The sequence below is a fragment of the Candidatus Methylomicrobium oryzae genome (assembly GCF_016745425.1).
Classification (GTDB): domain Bacteria; phylum Pseudomonadota; class Gammaproteobacteria; order Methylococcales; family Methylomonadaceae; genus Methylomicrobium; species Methylomicrobium oryzae.
Genome location: NZ_JAERVK010000013.1, coordinates 1 through 15,018, shown reverse-complemented (window position 1 = coordinate 15,018; position 15,018 = coordinate 1). Strand labels below are relative to the sequence as shown.

The window sequence follows — 15,018 nt, the reverse complement described above, 5'->3', positions numbered from 1 at the left end:
TCGGCAACTGCTCCTTGCGTTGCCCTACCTCCTGCATCCCTGCAGTCGTCGGCAACTGCTCCCTGCGTTGCCCTAGCTCCTGCATCCCTGCAGTCGTCGGCAACTGCTCCCTGCGTTGCCCTACCTATGTCCATAGACCACCCTTTAGTGGTGGCCTCCGTGCAGTCGACAGCGTACCCTACTTACGTCTATGTACCAACTCTGCTTTTACGTTCCCGAATCGCATCTCGAAGCCGTCAAGGGAGCTCTGTTTGCGCAGGGTGCGGGCCGGCATAACGATTACGATCGATGCTGCTGGCAGGTGCGGGGCGAGGGCCAGTTCCGGCCTCTGACCGGCAGCCGGCCGTACTTGGGAAAGCCTGGCACTACGGAAAAAGTGATCGAATATAAGGTCGAAATGATCTGTCCGGATGAAGCGATTAAAGCAGCCATCCGAACCTTACTCGCCGTCCATCCCTACGAAGAACCGGCTTATCGGGTCTATAAGATTCTGACTGCCGAAGATTTATAGATCTTTTCGGCGCCACAGCAGATGGCGGGCCAATAACTATTGCCGTTGTTTCTTCAATTCGCCCGGCAGGCCACCGCTTGCTGTTCACAGGATTTTCTCACTCGTCCAACACCCGATATTTGCGCAACCGGCACGCTTTTCGTCGTTCTCGACGCAATAAAATCCGCCGCCCAACCGTTTTCGCGCCGCAGGCCGCTTCGTCGAAGGGCGCCTAAAGTCGTAAAGCTCAGAGATTTTCACTAAGGGGGCGTAACCGGTCGAAAGAGTGAATTTAATCAGGAGCAACGAAGTCTATCGGCCAGTAGTACGCTGAATAAGACTCGGTAGTCATATCATTCGGTAATTCATCGTCTCAATCATCGCGGGGTAAAGCGATGTCTTCAAATATCACCATTCTGAAATGGCTTCTGGCCCTGGTTCTGATTTTTGGAGGGTTCGTCCTCCATAAGATCTTCGGTGTGTTAGCCAGCGATCTTCCCGACAAGGAATATGTCTGGCTATTGAAACTGATCTCGGAGTTCGGCCTGTTCACCTCGGTCGTCATCTCGGTCGGTTTTTTCCATCACTGGATCATCGCCACCGAGCAGCGCCGGGAAACCGAGCAGATGTTTCAGAAAGTGCTGACCCGCTATATCGACGGAACCGTAATCAACGCCACCAAGCGCGGCTTTGTCGGGATCACCAACAAGGAGCTCGATTTTTCGGAGATCATGCATGGGCTCTATCACGGCGATTATGTGTACTGGTTGATCACCTTCGATCCGCGCTACAAGCATCACTGCCGCGAACTCGAACACGCGATCCGCAAAGGCGTGCATTTCAGGATGATGATTTTGAAGGACTGCCCCATTTCGGAATTGTGCGCGGGCGAGATCATCGACTACGGCGTCGAAGAGTTCCGCCAATACAACCGCCTGTTTTTATCATCGCTCGAAGACATCGCCGGGCGCATCGACAGCCGCACCGAAGGTTCGCTCGGCGTTTTCGTGTACGACACGCTGCCGAGCATCCCATTGTTCATCATTCTCCGCAACGCCTCGAAAATGATGGAAGTCTACAACAGCTTTTACCTTGCGGAACCGGTCGGCAGAATGCCTTACTTGCATTGGCAGACCGAATTGAAGGCAAAGTCGGAGTATTCTTTCGAATCGGCCAACTGGAACATGCCCGACCTGTTTGAAGATTACTTCAAGCGGCGCTGGCGCATGGAGTGTGCCAAGCTTCGCCAGACCGAGAAAAACCATATGTCCTACCCCGATTTTCTCTATGCACCGGCTTCGGCGAAGAAAAAATGCACCCAGCTCGCGGGCAACGGCAGAAACCTAGTTCGATCGGATGGAAGCTCTTCCAATCTGACCGGGATATGAGGTCGAAAACAGGGCCCTTAAGCGGCTGAACTTTTAATGAAGCGCCCTATCGCATAATCAAGTACGGAAACCTGGAGAATCGAATTATGCCTTATCAAATACTGTCCGAATTACCCGAAAACGTGCGGGAGCACTTGCCGAAGCATGCCTGCGAGATTTACCTGAAAGCCTTCAATAGCGCTTGGGACCAGTACGATAAACCCGAGGAGAGACGGGGCGACGCTTCGCGCGAGGAAACCGCCCATAAAGTCGCCTGGGCCGCGGTCAAGAAGGACTACCAAAAAGACGGCGAAACCGGAAACTGGAAAAAGAAAGAGTAAGAGCTGAACTTTCAAAGGCAAATTGGTCGAAGAAATACGAATATGCAAAAATTGTTGCCCTTTTGGGAGAGACTGACCGAAGTAACCGCTTATCTCGATTCAAAGTTTAATAGCGGTTATTCATAATCGATATTGTATATTCATTGATCATTAACTGTTTACTCACACTAATGAGGAGGTTCATCATGAACTGGGATCAAGTACAAGGCAACTGGAAACAGATGAGAGGCAGTGTTAAGTCTGCCTGGGGCCGTCTTACGGATGATGAATTGGATCAAATCAACGGCGAACGCGATAAGCTGGTAGGAATAATTCAAGAGCGCTACGGCATGGCCAAGGATGAAGCCGAACGCGAGGTAGAACGGCGGGTCGAAACCTTCAAAATGTAAAGATAACATTCAGCCCGTGCATCCAGAAATGACCTTATTTCGAATGCAGGGCTGAATTTTTTTCTTTGCTATTTGCTTGCTGCGTCTTCACAGGCGAATGCGGAGGATGTTTTAGGCTGTTCAAACCTAAAATATATCTATGCCGTTTTTTCCGAAATCCTAACTTCCTTTCCGGAAATTATTTCCCCCCACTCCCTCCACCGGAGTGAATAGAGCGTACTTGTATCCTCTGGGCATCAGCCGTGCGAGGGATTCCCAGAGGATACGAACCCGCTTTATTCGTTATCTCCTTTTGGGATTTATTTCAACGCAGCCGTCATTCCTTTTTCAAGCTTGGCCCGGGCGGAATCATTACGTTTTTTGGTGCGGGAAACGGCCCAGAGAGTGCCTCCTGCCAGCAAGACACCCGTCATAAAAGGGTGCAGCTTTGCCCGCTGATATAAGCTATTTTCGAAAACGAAGCGCTCTTCCTTTCCGCGTTGCCGCAATTCCGAATGGGTTTCGTATAATCCGTCAGCCCTTTTGTCCGGTACCTTTCTACCCGAATTTTGCCTCGAATCGATCACCGATTCGTTGATTTTCTCGTAGAAGCGCGGCAGATGGAGGGCCAATGCGGAATTGAATTTTGCCATCCCGCCAACGAAGAACTCCCGCTCCGGATGCGTCGCACAATGTAAGATCGCTTCTGCGGCAAGCTCGGGCGCGTAAAGCGGGGGCGGAAGTTTCGGCTCGTAGGGAAGATAATTCCTGGCATTTTCCGGAAATGGGGTATCCGTCGCGGTAGGCTGGATCAAGGTTACCGAAATCGGAAAACCGTCGGCTTCCAGTTCCATGCGCAAACTGTCGGTAAACCCCTTGACGGCATGTTTCGAAGCCGCATAGAGGCCTTGCAGCGGCAGCGGCGCATCGGAAACTTCGCTGCCGATGTTGATCAATGCGCCGCCCGCCTTGCTGCGCAGATGCTCTACCGCGATTTTCGATCCGTTCACCACGCCCCAGAGGTTGGTTTCGAACAGACGGCGAAAATCTTCCACGGGAACATCCATAATTCGCCCGTAAATGGATCCGCCCGCATTATTCACCCAGGTGTCATACCCGTCGAATTCGTCGATCGCCTTATCCGATGCCGCTTGCAACGCACTTTGGTCGGTGACGTCCGCAACCGCATAACTCGCCTGCCCGCCCCCGGCCATGATTTCATCCGCCAAATCGCGCAAGGCTTTCTCGTTCCGGGCGATCAACATCACCTTCGCGCCTTTTTCCGCCGCCAGCCGAGCCGTTGTCAAACCGATTCCGGAAGTCGCTCCCGTAATCACTATGGATTGTTTCTCTAAGGATTTCAAATTCATATTTCTGCCTCCTGTGGGCTTTCCACGAGTGCACCGCCGTATCTCGCTCTAACAGGGACATTAACTTTACATCCTCTGCGAATGAATAAAGGGCACTCCCGTTTAAAGCCTGTGATGCTGAATGCCGACAGGCCGGAAGCTTATCGACGCATTCAAGCTAATCCCTTTTCGATAAGGTTTCCGTACGAGACCTCACCCATTGCGTCCAACCTGGTGTGCCCATGCGCGCTTTTTGGCCAGATTGGCCGCAAGCGGCCGCTTCAAAACGATATAATTCATCTGTCCCGCTTAACCGGTTAAGATTCTGGCAAGCGTCTTTTGCGTCTAACGGCGGAGCTTGGGCAATGATCCGTTTCTCAAAATCGCGAAACAACGAAAGACGGGAAGGAAAAAACACTAATCATGAGGGGCGATTCGTCCGAACAAAGGCTCGAATCAGGGCCTATTGCAGAGGCTAAGCGAAAGGCGAAGTTTGCCCTCCGCCGTACAAGATAATCCCCGCCACATGGGAGGCGAAGATAAGGGAAGTAATAAAGGCTGCCTAAAGCCAGGGCCATGCGGAGAGGGCTCCGGCGATGGCTGAAACCCACTATCGTCTTTTTATTGCGGAAACTTGAAAACGGAAGAACGCTTTAGCTTCAATTTCGATTTCATGGTTTTATTGCCGGAATTGCGCCCTCCGTCACTGCCTTTTTCAATGCACTGATCGATAAAGGCATTAAGCTCGTGAAATGCAATCTCCTTACTGGCAAAAGGGCCAAAATCGCCCTCCCGCGCTTTAAAGAACCACTCTGTTTTTCCTGTTTTAAGGTTACGCTGAATATAAATTCGTGCTGCTCGAAACATTTGAGTCCGTTATAAAATGCTGTCAACCCTAATATTAGCAAGGAATATCCATTTTGCTAGCATAGTGCGAAACGTTAACAGTCATCTGCAAGGCAGACTATAGGCAATTGGAATAATCCGTTATCGAAGAATGAATAACAGGAGGAAAAGTAGAGAGGGGAGGTATACGACGGAGAGGATACGGCTGACGAAATTAGCAGTCTCACTCAAAACTTTAGTACGAAAAGAGGATAGAGGGGGATTATACGAGCTTATCGAAGGCTTGAGGGAGATCATTAAGGAATTGGTTTAAATGATCTAATCAGACATTCCCAGAAATGATGCCTGGCCTAGATAAGGTGGGGTGAACGATGGGGCTCGAACCCACGACAACCGGAATCACAATCCAGTGCTCTACCAACTGAGCTACGCTCACCATTATAGGAAAAAACCGACATCAAGAAATGGCGCGCTTGGCAGGACTCGAACCTGCGACCCTCGGCTTAGAAGGCCGATGCTCTATCCGGCTGAGCTACAAGCGCTAGTGGTCGGGGTAGAGGGATTTGAACCCCCGACATCCTGCTCCCAAAGCAGGCGCGCTACCAGGCTGCGCTATACCCCGTGTATCTTCCTTATCTGGCTTGTGACTTTCTCAGCCACCCTTGAAGAGTTGACTATGATAACGATATATCGAGTCGCCGTCAAATATTTTTTCGTTTTGATCAAATTATTTTAACGGTCCGCAGATATGTAGGATACATTCATCTGCCTGTAGCATTATATACGGATTTGCAATCCTCTTCCAGTAGCAAGTGAAGACGGTTGCCGCGGCAGGAATTTATTGAGCGGGCAATCATCAAATAGTAGCATCCGCGTACGCTTGCAAGTCATAATAAGGTTCCTGCCAGCACAACAGTGAACGGGATTTGACGTTTTGGAGAAGAAGCTATGACATGGTGCCGATTGTTTTGCGTGTACGCGATGCCGTTGATTTTTTGCGTTTTCACTGAGGCGGCCGTTGCCGAGGGAAATAAAACCATGAATCTGAAACTTGAATCTCCGGACTTTGCACACATGGGCGAAATTCCGAAACGCTACACTTGCGACGGCGACGATATTGCGCCGCCATTGAGTTGGTTGAATCTACCGACCGGCACTCAGAGCCTGGCTCTGATCGTCGACGACCCCGATGCGCCCGACCCGGCCGCCCCCAAACTGGTCTGGGTACATTGGGTGCTTTACAATATCCCGGCTTCGTCCACAGGACTGGCTGCCAAGGCGGAAAAACTGCCGCCCGGCACCCTGCAAGGGCTGAATGACTGGAAACGGGCCGACTACGGCGGCCCCTGCCCGCCGATCGGCCGGCACCGTTATTTCTTCAAACTCTATGCGCTGGATACCGTACTGCCCGATCTTGACAGCCCTGACAAAAGCCGGCTTGAAGAGGCAATGTCCGGACATGTAATCGGACAGGCCGAACTGATCGGCACTTACCGGCATTGATTTACCGAAGAGCCCCTGCAGCCGTTTTCCCGCCCCCTGCCGGCCCGAACGGATAATGCCGATGATGTGCCGCGAGCCACCCCGAAAGCAGCGCGACGCAGAGAAAAACCAGTATTCCCGCGCCGGTTCGAATGAGAAAATCCGGCCGCTTCGGCCAAATCGACGCGAAAACGCCCGTCCATGAGGCGAATACGGCAAAAATAACCGGAAGCCCGCCCGCCAGCGGCAAGGTACACCAAGGGCAGCGGTGTGCACTGGCCGGATCGAAATAATTGCAGCCGAAGAAGAAACCGGACCACGGCCAGGCGCAACCGCAGGCGAACAACAAACCGCAAAGCGGTGTCAGCACAATCAGGCTGATCGCCAGCATTGCCACAGCGGGCGCCCCCTTTAGGACGATTCTCATCATAACTCCTTTTGCAGCGGACGAGTTAGCATCAGCCTCTGAAGACCTACCTTCACCGCAAACCCAAACATTAATCTCCGCCGCCTGATCAATTTTTAATCATTTTAACGCGGCCTCAAGCAGAGCAAGCAGTTGCGTGAATTATAAACGCGCAATGAACAACTTTATCCACAGGTTCTGTGGATTGGTCTTTCAAGGTATGATGTGCGCTGCACAGGATCCCGTTGCCTTTAGCCTTTATTTTATTCCGCCAGGAAACGCATGACCGATCTGGAAAATTTCAAGCTGCTGGGCATCGCACTGGTACTCGGTCTGCTGATCGGACTGGAACGCGGCTGGCGCGAACGCGAACTCAGCGAAGGTATGCGCATCGCGGGACTTCGCACCTACGGCCTGATCAGTCTTTTAGGCGGGTTAAGCGCACTGCTGGCCAGACAGGCCGGCCCCTTGCTGATCGGTATCGTCTTCATAGCGCTGGCGCTGATCCTGCTTGCCGCATACAGCAAAAATCAGAACAAATTCGAAGATATCGGGATTACCAGCGAGATCGCCTCGATGCTCGCCTTCATTCTGGGAGCACTGGCAGTATTCGGCTATGCCGTGCTGGCGGCATCGTCGGCGGTCGTCGCCACGCTGCTGCTCGGCTTCAAGCCGCTACTGCACGGCTGGGTCAGTAAACTTGACCAAAGAGAACTCGAGGCCACACTGAAACTGCTGCTGATCTCGGTCGTGATGCTGCCGGTTCTGCCCGATCAAGGTTACGGCCCCTGGCAAATGTTCAATCCCTACCATGTCTGGTGGATGGTGGTATTGATCGCGGGCATTTCGTATCTGGGCTATTTTGCAATAAAAATAACGGGCAACCGGCTCGGGCCGATCGTGACCGGCGCCTTCGGCGGCCTGGTTTCGTCAACCGCGGTCGCGATCAATCTGGCGCGCATCGCGAAACACGACGACACCCTGCACAACACGCTGGCGGCGGGGACTTTAACCGCCTGCGCGACCATGTTCGCCCGCACTCTGCTCCTGGCGTTCATCATGAATTCGGCGTTGTTCCACAAGCTTCTGGTTTCCCTGTCGGCGATGAGCGCCATCACCTATCTGGCGGCTCTGCTGCTTTGGCTGAATACCCAACCGAAGCGGGACGGCTCGGGCGACATACCGCTTGAAAATCCTTTCCAACTGGGCATGGCGCTGAAGTTCGGCGCCTTCCTCTTTATCATCATGCTGCTGTCGAAGTTTCTGCAAATCCAGTTCGGCAATGCGGGCGCGTACGTGCTGGCCGGCATTTCGGGTATTGTCGATGTCGACCCGATCACCCTGTCGATGGCGCAGATGCACAAACAGGGCCTGGAAATCGCGGTCGCCGCAGAGGCGGTTTTTATTGCGGTAGCGGTCAACTCGGGCTTCAAGGGACTGATCTCTGGAATGATCGGCGGACGTGCGCTGGGTTTCAGGGTAGCCGGCCCGCTGGCCGCTTCGATCCTGGCCGGGTGGGTTCTGAACTGACCGCCGCCGCAGAATCAGGCGATTTTTCCCGCCGGCCGGTAATCCGCATGTCAAAGTCAGCCAATATAGGTGTACAATAAAAGGTTTTCTACAAACTCGATCTGCGCGGTTTCCTACGACTGACTGCGCCCGAACGTTAAAACTTCGACTATGGCTACAGAATCCCGTTATATCCAGCTCATGGACACGACCTTGCGCGACGGCGAACAAACGCAGGGCGTTTCGTTCACGCCTGCGGAAAAAGTCAATATCGCGAAGGCGCTCCTGCAATGGCTGCGCGTGGACCGGATCGAAGTAGCTTCGGCCCGGGTTTCGCAGGGCGAGAAAGAGGCGGTGGCCAGCATCAACGAATGGGCCAGCCAGGAAGGCTTTGGCGGCCGCGTCGAGGTATTGGGCTTCGTCGACCATACGCGCAGCGTGGACTGGATTCTGGAAACCGGCGGCAGCGTGATCAACCTGTTGACCAAAGGCAGCGAAAAGCACTGCCGCGAGCAGCTCGGCAAAACGCTCGAACAGCATACCCAGGATATTCAGCAAACGATCGATTACGCGCAGCAAAAAGGGCTGACGGTCAACGTGTATCTGGAAGACTGGTCGAACGGCTACCAGAACAGCCCGGAGTATGTATTCGGCCTAATGGACAATCTGAAAGATGCGGGCATCAGCCACTTCATGCTGCCCGACACGCTCGGCGTCATGTCGCCGGACGAAGTGTTCGCGAGCATCGGCGACATGTGCCGCCGCTACCCGGCGCTGCAATTCGATTTTCATCCGCACAACGATTACGGCCTCGCCACCGCAAACGTAATGGCCGCAGTGCGCGCCGGCGTCAGTTCGGTCCATTGCACGGTCAACTGTCTCGGCGAACGGGCCGGCAATGCCTCGCTCGCGGAAGTCGCGGTCGTGCTGCGCGACAAGATGGCAATGGAACTGTCGATCGACGAAACCCATATCGTCCGGATCAGCCAGATGGTCGAGAATTTTTCCGGCAAGCGCATTGCCGCGAATGCACCGATCATCGGCTCCGACGTGTTCACGCAGACCGCCGGCATCCATGCCGACGGCGACCATAAGGGCGGACTGTACAAGACGCGACTGAGTCCCGAACGCTTCTCGCGCACGCGCAGTTATGCACTAGGTAAGATGAGCGGCAAGGCATCGCTGAAAAAGAACCTGGAACTCCTGGAAGTCGACCTGTCCGAGGAGAATCAGAAAAAAGTGCTGGCCCGTATCGTGCAGCTTGGCGACTCGAAGCAGACGATTACAACCGACGACCTGCCGTTCATCATCGCCGACGTGCTCGAAAGCAAGAGCTACGAGCATATCCGCCTGCTCAACTGTTCGATTACGAGCGGCCTCCATCTCGAATCGACCGCAAGCCTTCGGGTCGAAGTCAACGGCGAGAAACATCAGACTTCCGGATCAGGAAACGGCGGCTTCGATGCGTTCATCGACGCGATAGACAAAGTATTGAAACTGCACGACTACACCCTACCCGCATTGGCCGACTACGAAGTCAGGATTCCCAAAGGAGGCCATACCGATGCGCTGACCGAATGCGTGATCACCTGGGATTGCGGCACTGAACTGCGCAAGACGCGCGGCGTGCATGCGAACCAGGTATTCGCCGGCGTGATGGCGACGCTGAAGATCATCAACATGCAGTTGCACGAACTGAAGACGAGCCAGGCCTGATTCGGATTAATTGTACACCGGCCCAAACCGGGTTGAGATGGAAGGATTGTAAGAAGGGTTACGGCTCCATCAGCCGCAACCCGTCACCTGTAAGCCGGGAACGTCGAATTACGTTTTTATCAAACCGCCCCGGTTCGCGAAGATGGATCAGTTAGGATAAACCACTTTTGGCTCGAAGCTGGCCGCCGGATATTTCGGATCGAATTCGGTTTGCTTGGCAGCAGCTTGCGCCTGTCCGGGGCATTTGACCGATTCGGAAGCACTGCCGCTCGATGCTGCAGCGGCTGCGTCCTTATCGATAAAGACGACCTTCGGCTGGAAGTTGGCGGCCGGGTATTGGTCGTCGCTGGCGGCTGACGCGCTAAATGAGCCGAACGTAAACCCCGCGGCCAGAAGTCCCAGAATTACTGTTTTTTTCATGATGATGTGTCTCCGATGATGAATAGGGCTAGCCCTGTTGGTTTCTAAGCCTGATAACCGCTAGTATCGGGCAAATCGCAGCAATTGGCAACCCCGATTTGGCGCGACCGGAAGCCGGCGCCGAATCGCTACAGAAGTTGTTTTATATGGGGCGCGCCATCCAGAAGCCGGCGCCGGAACGCTTCGATTTCGTTTTCATCCTGCCTCAGATGCCGCTCGATCGGCACCCGAATATCCCCTATCACCGACATCGGCGAAGGCGACAGGAAAATCAGCCGGTCGGCCAATGCAATCGCTTCGCGCAGGTCGTGCGTAACAAACAACACGGTATGCGGGCGCTTCCGCCAAAGATCCAGCAGCAATTCCCGGACCTGCCGCGCAGTCGGCGGATCGAGCGACACGAACGGTTCGTCCATCAAGAGCAGCTCGGGATCGATCGCGAACGCGCGGATGATCGCGACCCGCCGGCTCATTCCCAGCGACAGGCGTTCCGGATAGACGTGTTGGAAGCGGGTCAACTGCATCGCTTCGAGCAGAAAATCGACCGTATTGCCGGCGGATGGGTCCTGCAGGACCAGCTCGATATTCTGCCTGACCGTACGCCAGGGCAACAGGCGCGGATTCTGAAAGATATAGCCGATCTTCGGCAGCGCCTGCTGGCGGCCGATCCGGATCTCGCCCTGGTAATCCCGATCGAGGCCGGCGACGATGTTCAGCAGCGTCGTCTTGCCGCAGCCGGACGGGCCGACCAGGCAAACGAACTCGCCCGAACGCAACGTCAGACGGAAATCTTGGATCGCCGCATGCGGCGCCGCCTGCCCTACCGCAGGAAAAACTTTCTCCCGGATGTCGATCTGAATATCGGTCACCGGCGCCACCTTTGCGATTTTTTATCCAGCGGCTTCAGAATCGTGTGCTCGATCCCTTGAATCACGATCACGAACGCGATCGAGTAAGCCAGAATGCTCGCCACATCGAACAACTGAAAATACAGATGCAGTTGAAAGCCGACGCCGTTGTTGCGGCCCAGCAGCTCGACGATCAATATGATTTTCCAGATCAGGGCCAGACCGGAGCGGGTCGCGCTCATCAGGAACGGATGCAGCTGCGGCCAGATCACATGCCTGAGCGTGTCGAGCCGGCTCAGGCGGTAGCAGCGCGCCATATCCAATAAGTCCTGGTCGAGCGCGCGGGCGCCTTCGCGGACCGTCACGACCACATTCGGCAGCTTGTTGATCAAGACCGCCAGTATCGCCGAGGCTTCGTTCAGTCCGAACCAGACGTAACACAGGATGATCATCACCAGCGCCGGAATGTTCAGGAAGATCACCAGCCAGTTGTCGAAGAAGGCGTCGAGCTTTTTATTGCGTCCGAGCGCAAGCCCGATCGCTGAACCGAGCAGCATCGCAATCGTGAAGCTGACGATCAGGCGAATCAAAGTAGCGCCCAAATGATAAGTCAGCTGCCCGGAGATCAGTTCCAGCCAAAAGACGCCGAGCACCGTTAGCGGCGAAGGCAGCAGCGTACTGTCCAGCGCGAGCGCGAGAACCTGCCATACCGCGAGAAAAGCCGCCAGCGATAAGGCCGGAAAAAATTTCTGCAATCTGCTCAAAATGCGCGGGATCAGTCGAGAGTCCAAAACGTACCCGGCTGCAGCGCGGCGGCCTCGCCGGTCAACCGGTTGCCGCTCAACTCGCGCAGCAGCCGATAAATCCGTTCCGCCGCCTGTTGCCCGGCTTTTCCGCCCGCCTGCACGATGCCGCTGCAATAGCGCTGCCTGAGTTTGTCCTGGGTAGCCTGGTCATTCGCTTTCAGCATGGGGATCACATTCCGCCAGGCCCGATCTTCCGAGCACAACTGTTTTTTAGCGTCTTCCGCCGCGCGCAGAAAATCGTTCACGGCCTGCTTATGAGCGTTGGCCCATCCTTGTTTGAACACATAACCGATATTCGCCACCGGGTCGGTGACCCCGAGCCCTTGCAGAATGCCTTTGCCGTCGATGATTTGCCGGTAACCCTGGACTTCCAGCCGCGCTGCAAAATGCCAGTAATTCAGCGCCGCATCGATACGCCCGAGTTTCAGTTGCTCGTCGATCAAAGGCGGTGCGCCGAAGACTTTTTCGACGCTCGCCTCCAGGTCGATCCCTTCTTTTTTCGCCAGCGCCTTCAACAGCAGCCAGTTTTTATCGAGTTCGCCGCCCGCGATGCCGAGGCGTTTGCCTCGCAGGTCGGCGATCGACTTGATCGGACTGTTTCCGGGGACAATCAGTGCGCCGGAGGTGGTCGAATACGGGTAGAAAGTCAAACCGGCCCCCGACGCGCGCATTCTGGACACCCAAATCCAGTCCGAAACGATCATGTCGACCGCACCGGACTGCAGAGCGATCTTGCCGGCCTCGGCGTTCGCGAGCGGCTGCGTCTCTACCGTAAACCCGCGCGCAGCTTTTTGCGGATCATGTTCCAACACCGATAACTCCCAGCCTGACGTACCGGCGGCTTGGACGCCGATACGGATCGGAACTTGATCGCCCGCAATGCTTGCGCCGGAAATCGACAACAGCGCGCTCAAAAGAATGTGATTCAATTTGTTCATGACCATAACATCATAATCTGTCGGGTTGATATTCTATCCCTACCGGAACGGAGCCTCTCACCAAAAGCTGGAATGGCGAATCGACCGCAATTACCGTTCGACCGTCACGAAGCCCATTTTCGCAATCCCTGCATGTTGCACCGCGGCCATCGCTTCAGCGACTTTGCCGTAATTGACGGCCTGGTCCGCATAAAGGTGGACAGCGATTTCCGGATCGCGGGCCAGTTCTTCTTTCAACGCCGCTTCGAGCGCTGCCGTATCCGGGAGCGGTTTTTTATTCAGGGTCAGCGCCCCGTGCGCGTCGATGCCGAGCTGCAACGGCTGATCCTTCACGTCCGCGGTCGTCTGCGCGGTTTTCGGCAAATTCACCTTCACCGATTGGGTCAACAGCGGGGCGGTGACCAACAAGATAATCACCAGCACCAGCATCACGTCGACCAGCGGCGTCACATTGATTTCGCTGACCGCTTCCTGGTCGTCCGATTGCGCTTTAAAAGCCATGTCATTGCCTCGCGTGCGCGTCCGAATTGAATGCAATATGCAGAAAGCCGTCGGCGAAGTTTTCCAGACCGACCCGCTGCTGCTTCGCGCGCTTCACAAAATAGTTGTAGGCCAACACCGCCGGCACCGCGACCGCAATCCCGATCGCGGTCGCAATCAGCGCGTCGCCGATCGGTCCGGCCACCACGTCGAGGCTCGCCGAGCCGCTCTTGCTGATGTCCTGCAACGCATTCATGATCCCGAGCACGGTCCCGAACAGACCCACGAATGGCGCGGTGCTGCCGATGCTGGCAAGCAGCGTCAGACCGCTTTCCATCGTCCGCAGTTCATACTGGGTCTGGATGCGCAAAGCTTGCTCGAGCAGGGCCTCCGGTTCGCCGCGGTATTTCAATGCCGCTCCGCCGGTCTCTTTCAGGTCGGCCAGCCACACGAAGCCCCGTTGGGCGATGTTCGCCTTGGGGCCCCGGATGAGTTGGGCCGGCAGGCTTTCGGCAGCCTCCAGATTTGGCGCCTCCCAAAAGGCATCCAGGTAGCGCCGGTTATCGCGGCTGTTCCGGCTGAACTGCCAGGTCTTGAATACAATGATCGTCCAGGTGATCACCGAAAACAGCAGTAACGCGTAGAGAGTACCGTCGATAATCAGCGACGGCGGGATTTGCAGTGGCATCAACTTCTCCAGAAGGTTATTCGTTCAGTTTGAATTGGATCGGCACGGTGACCGCGCTGGCGACCGGCGTATCGCCGCGTTTGGCCGGAATGAAGGTCCAGTTCCGGACCGCCTCGACCGCCGCCTCATCGAGCAATTCATGGCCGCTGCTCTGCTGTACCGAAACGGCGGCACTCCGGCCTTCGGCGGTGACTTGAACGCGCAGCAGCACCCTGCCCTGCCAGCCGCGGCTTTTGGCCAGGCGCGGATACTCGGGCTTGGGATTGGATTTGTAATTGGCCCGGTAGTTCGCTTCGGTAAAAGGTTCCGCCTTCGGTTGTGCCGGAGGCGCAGCCGGAACCGGGGGCTGAGGCCGCGTCGCCATCGCGGTCGGGGCAGGAGTCGGCACGGACACCGCAGTTTCCGCTTTCGCTGCCGGCACCGCTTTGGGCTCCGGTGGCGCCGTGACCGGTTTGCGTACTACCTGCGGCTTCTTTGGCGGCACCGGTGCTTTCTTAGGCTTGACCGGTTTGGGCTGGGGTTTGGGCTGCTCGACCGGCGGCGCAAGCGGGGCCGGTTTAGCCGCTTGCGGCGCCGGGGCGGTCAGCAATTCCACCGCCATCACCAACGGCTCGGCCGGCGTTTCCGTCACCGGCGTGCGCTGCAGGTAAGCAATCAGCACCCCATGCACCAACAGCACCCCCAGAAATATAAAGATCAATTGCCGATGCAGAGAGTCGCCGTTTACCGAACCGCCATCCTGGGATAGACGCGCCGATTCGTTACGGCTCTCGCCCGGAGCGTTTTCCCGGATTTTAAAAAACTGCATGGAGGTAGTCAGACCGAACATATAAAAGGGATATTTTAATAGCCCCGGCAGGGTTTTACCAATCGGCTACGGTTTGCCCGGCATTTCGTAAGTGCGTACATCTCACCACCTATCACTTTACCCCGATCCACAAAAGGCAGGTAAAGAAATACCGTT

17 protein-coding genes and 3 tRNA genes are annotated in these 15,018 nt (G+C 55.4%); 7 read left to right on the top strand and 13 right to left on the bottom strand.

What is annotated here, in order from left to right:
- Positions 1-190 precede the first annotated feature (190 nt).
- The 4 genes from JJL52_RS14765 (at position 191) to JJL52_RS14750 (ending at position 2,587) form a co-directional block, all read left to right on the top strand.
- Entirely contained in the window at positions 191-511 is a 321-nt protein-coding gene (locus JJL52_RS14765) for a YqfO family protein (protein ID WP_202053260.1), read from the top strand.
- 374 nt (positions 512-885) lie between these two features.
- Positions 886-1,878, top strand: coding sequence for a hypothetical protein (locus JJL52_RS14760; RefSeq protein ID WP_202053259.1), 993 nt, complete (start codon positions 886-888; stop codon positions 1,876-1,878).
- 86 nt (positions 1,879-1,964) lie between these two features.
- A complete protein-coding gene (locus tag JJL52_RS14755) occupies positions 1,965-2,198 on the top strand; it encodes a ChaB family protein (protein WP_202053258.1) in 234 nt (77 codons plus the stop codon).
- A gap of 185 nt (positions 2,199-2,383) precedes the next feature.
- Positions 2,384-2,587 (top strand): CsbD family protein, encoded by a 204-nt coding sequence (locus JJL52_RS14750; protein WP_202053257.1) that lies wholly within the window; start codon positions 2,384-2,386, stop codon positions 2,585-2,587.
- Positions 2,588-2,886: 299 nt separating this feature from the next.
- On the opposite strand, the gene JJL52_RS14745 is transcribed toward JJL52_RS14750, so the two are convergent.
- The 5 genes from JJL52_RS14745 to JJL52_RS14725 form a co-directional block, all read right to left on the bottom strand.
- A complete protein-coding gene (locus JJL52_RS14745) occupies positions 2,887-3,936 on the bottom strand; it encodes an SDR family oxidoreductase (protein WP_202053256.1) in 1,050 nt (349 codons plus the stop codon).
- A gap of 600 nt (positions 3,937-4,536) precedes the next feature.
- Positions 4,537-4,782 carry a DUF6316 family protein gene (locus tag JJL52_RS14740; protein WP_202053255.1) on the bottom strand — a complete coding sequence of 82 codons (246 nt, stop codon included), beginning with the start codon at positions 4,780-4,782 and terminating at the stop codon, positions 4,537-4,539.
- Positions 4,783-5,121: 339 nt separating this feature from the next.
- Positions 5,122-5,197: transfer RNA gene (locus tag JJL52_RS14735), tRNA-His, on the bottom strand.
- 29 nt (positions 5,198-5,226) lie between these two features.
- Positions 5,227-5,303: transfer RNA gene (locus JJL52_RS14730), tRNA-Arg, on the bottom strand.
- A gap of 3 nt (positions 5,304-5,306) precedes the next feature.
- Positions 5,307-5,383: transfer RNA gene (locus JJL52_RS14725), tRNA-Pro, on the bottom strand.
- Between the two features lie 416 nt (positions 5,384-5,799).
- Between JJL52_RS14725 and JJL52_RS14720 the strand changes: the two genes are divergently transcribed.
- Entirely contained in the window at positions 5,800-6,264 is a 465-nt protein-coding gene (locus tag JJL52_RS14720) for a YbhB/YbcL family Raf kinase inhibitor-like protein (protein ID WP_336885078.1), read from the top strand.
- A gap of 1 nt (position 6,265) precedes the next feature.
- Here the strand turns inward: JJL52_RS14720 and JJL52_RS14715 are convergent, their stop codons facing one another.
- A complete protein-coding gene (locus JJL52_RS14715; RefSeq protein WP_202053253.1) occupies positions 6,266-6,670 on the bottom strand; it encodes a hypothetical protein in 405 nt (134 codons plus the stop codon).
- Between the two features lie 261 nt (positions 6,671-6,931).
- Here JJL52_RS14715 and JJL52_RS14710 point away from each other — a divergent pair, with 261 nt between their 5' ends.
- Both JJL52_RS14710 and JJL52_RS14705 read left to right on the top strand, forming a co-directional pair.
- The gene (locus JJL52_RS14710) at positions 6,932-8,179 is read left to right on the top strand and encodes an MgtC/SapB family protein (RefSeq protein WP_202053252.1); all 1,248 of its coding nucleotides are present in this window, start codon (positions 6,932-6,934) and stop codon (positions 8,177-8,179) included.
- A gap of 150 nt (positions 8,180-8,329) precedes the next feature.
- Entirely contained in the window at positions 8,330-9,874 is a 1,545-nt protein-coding gene (locus tag JJL52_RS14705) for a hydroxymethylglutaryl-CoA lyase-like TIM-barrel protein (protein WP_202053251.1), read from the top strand.
- A gap of 147 nt (positions 9,875-10,021) precedes the next feature.
- Here JJL52_RS14705 and JJL52_RS14700 read toward each other — a convergent pair whose 3' ends face one another.
- From JJL52_RS14700 to JJL52_RS14670, 7 genes are all read right to left on the bottom strand, one after another.
- Positions 10,022-10,294 (bottom strand): hypothetical protein, encoded by a 273-nt coding sequence (locus JJL52_RS14700; RefSeq protein ID WP_202053250.1) that lies wholly within the window; start codon positions 10,292-10,294, stop codon positions 10,022-10,024.
- 128 nt (positions 10,295-10,422) lie between these two features.
- Positions 10,423-11,163, bottom strand: a complete 741-nt coding sequence (locus JJL52_RS14695) for an ATP-binding cassette domain-containing protein (protein ID WP_202053249.1) — start codon at positions 11,161-11,163, stop codon at positions 10,423-10,425.
- The gene (locus JJL52_RS14690; protein WP_202053248.1) at positions 11,160-11,906 is read right to left on the bottom strand and encodes an ABC transporter permease; all 747 of its coding nucleotides are present in this window, start codon (positions 11,904-11,906) and stop codon (positions 11,160-11,162) included. The genes JJL52_RS14695 and JJL52_RS14690 overlap by 4 nt, the downstream gene beginning before the upstream one ends.
- An 11-nt stretch (positions 11,907-11,917) precedes the next feature.
- Positions 11,918-12,892, bottom strand: a complete 975-nt coding sequence (locus JJL52_RS14685) for an ABC transporter substrate-binding protein (protein ID WP_202053247.1) — start codon at positions 12,890-12,892, stop codon at positions 11,918-11,920.
- 84 nt (positions 12,893-12,976) lie between these two features.
- The gene (locus JJL52_RS14680) at positions 12,977-13,387 is read right to left on the bottom strand and encodes an ExbD/TolR family protein (protein WP_202053246.1); all 411 of its coding nucleotides are present in this window, start codon (positions 13,385-13,387) and stop codon (positions 12,977-12,979) included.
- Position 13,388: 1 nt separating this feature from the next.
- Entirely contained in the window at positions 13,389-14,054 is a 666-nt protein-coding gene (locus tag JJL52_RS14675) for a MotA/TolQ/ExbB proton channel family protein (RefSeq protein ID WP_202053245.1), read from the bottom strand.
- A 16-nt stretch (positions 14,055-14,070) separates the two neighbouring features.
- On the bottom strand, positions 14,071-14,862 hold the full coding sequence (locus JJL52_RS14670) for an energy transducer TonB (protein ID WP_202053244.1): 792 nt from the start codon (positions 14,860-14,862) through the stop codon (positions 14,071-14,073).
- Between the last annotated feature and the right edge of the window lie 156 nt (positions 14,863-15,018).

Coding starts and splice junctions, on each gene's coding strand:
- JJL52_RS14765 (WP_202053260.1), top strand. CDS start 191: ATGTACCAACTCTGCTTTTACGTTCCCGAATCGCATCTCGAAGCCGTC.
- JJL52_RS14760 (WP_202053259.1), top strand. CDS start 886: ATGTCTTCAAATATCACCATTCTGAAATGGCTTCTGGCCCTGGTTCTG.
- JJL52_RS14755 (WP_202053258.1), top strand. CDS start 1,965: ATGCCTTATCAAATACTGTCCGAATTACCCGAAAACGTGCGGGAGCAC.
- JJL52_RS14750 (WP_202053257.1), top strand. CDS start 2,384: ATGAACTGGGATCAAGTACAAGGCAACTGGAAACAGATGAGAGGCAGT.
- JJL52_RS14745 (WP_202053256.1), bottom strand. CDS start 3,936: ATGAATTTGAAATCCTTAGAGAAACAATCCATAGTGATTACGGGAGCG.
- JJL52_RS14740 (WP_202053255.1), bottom strand. CDS start 4,782: ATGTTTCGAGCAGCACGAATTTATATTCAGCGTAACCTTAAAACAGGA.
- JJL52_RS14720 (WP_336885078.1), top strand. CDS start 5,800: ATGAATCTGAAACTTGAATCTCCGGACTTTGCACACATGGGCGAAATT.
- JJL52_RS14715 (WP_202053253.1), bottom strand. CDS start 6,670: ATGAGAATCGTCCTAAAGGGGGCGCCCGCTGTGGCAATGCTGGCGATC.
- JJL52_RS14710 (WP_202053252.1), top strand. CDS start 6,932: ATGACCGATCTGGAAAATTTCAAGCTGCTGGGCATCGCACTGGTACTC.
- JJL52_RS14705 (WP_202053251.1), top strand. CDS start 8,330: ATGGCTACAGAATCCCGTTATATCCAGCTCATGGACACGACCTTGCGC.
- JJL52_RS14700 (WP_202053250.1), bottom strand. CDS start 10,294: ATGAAAAAAACAGTAATTCTGGGACTTCTGGCCGCGGGGTTTACGTTC.
- JJL52_RS14685 (WP_202053247.1), bottom strand. CDS start 12,892: ATGGTCATGAACAAATTGAATCACATTCTTTTGAGCGCGCTGTTGTCG.
- JJL52_RS14680 (WP_202053246.1), bottom strand. CDS start 13,387: ATGGCTTTTAAAGCGCAATCGGACGACCAGGAAGCGGTCAGCGAAATC.
- JJL52_RS14675 (WP_202053245.1), bottom strand. CDS start 14,054: ATGCCACTGCAAATCCCGCCGTCGCTGATTATCGACGGTACTCTCTAC.
- JJL52_RS14670 (WP_202053244.1), bottom strand. CDS start 14,862: ATGCAGTTTTTTAAAATCCGGGAAAACGCTCCGGGCGAGAGCCGTAAC.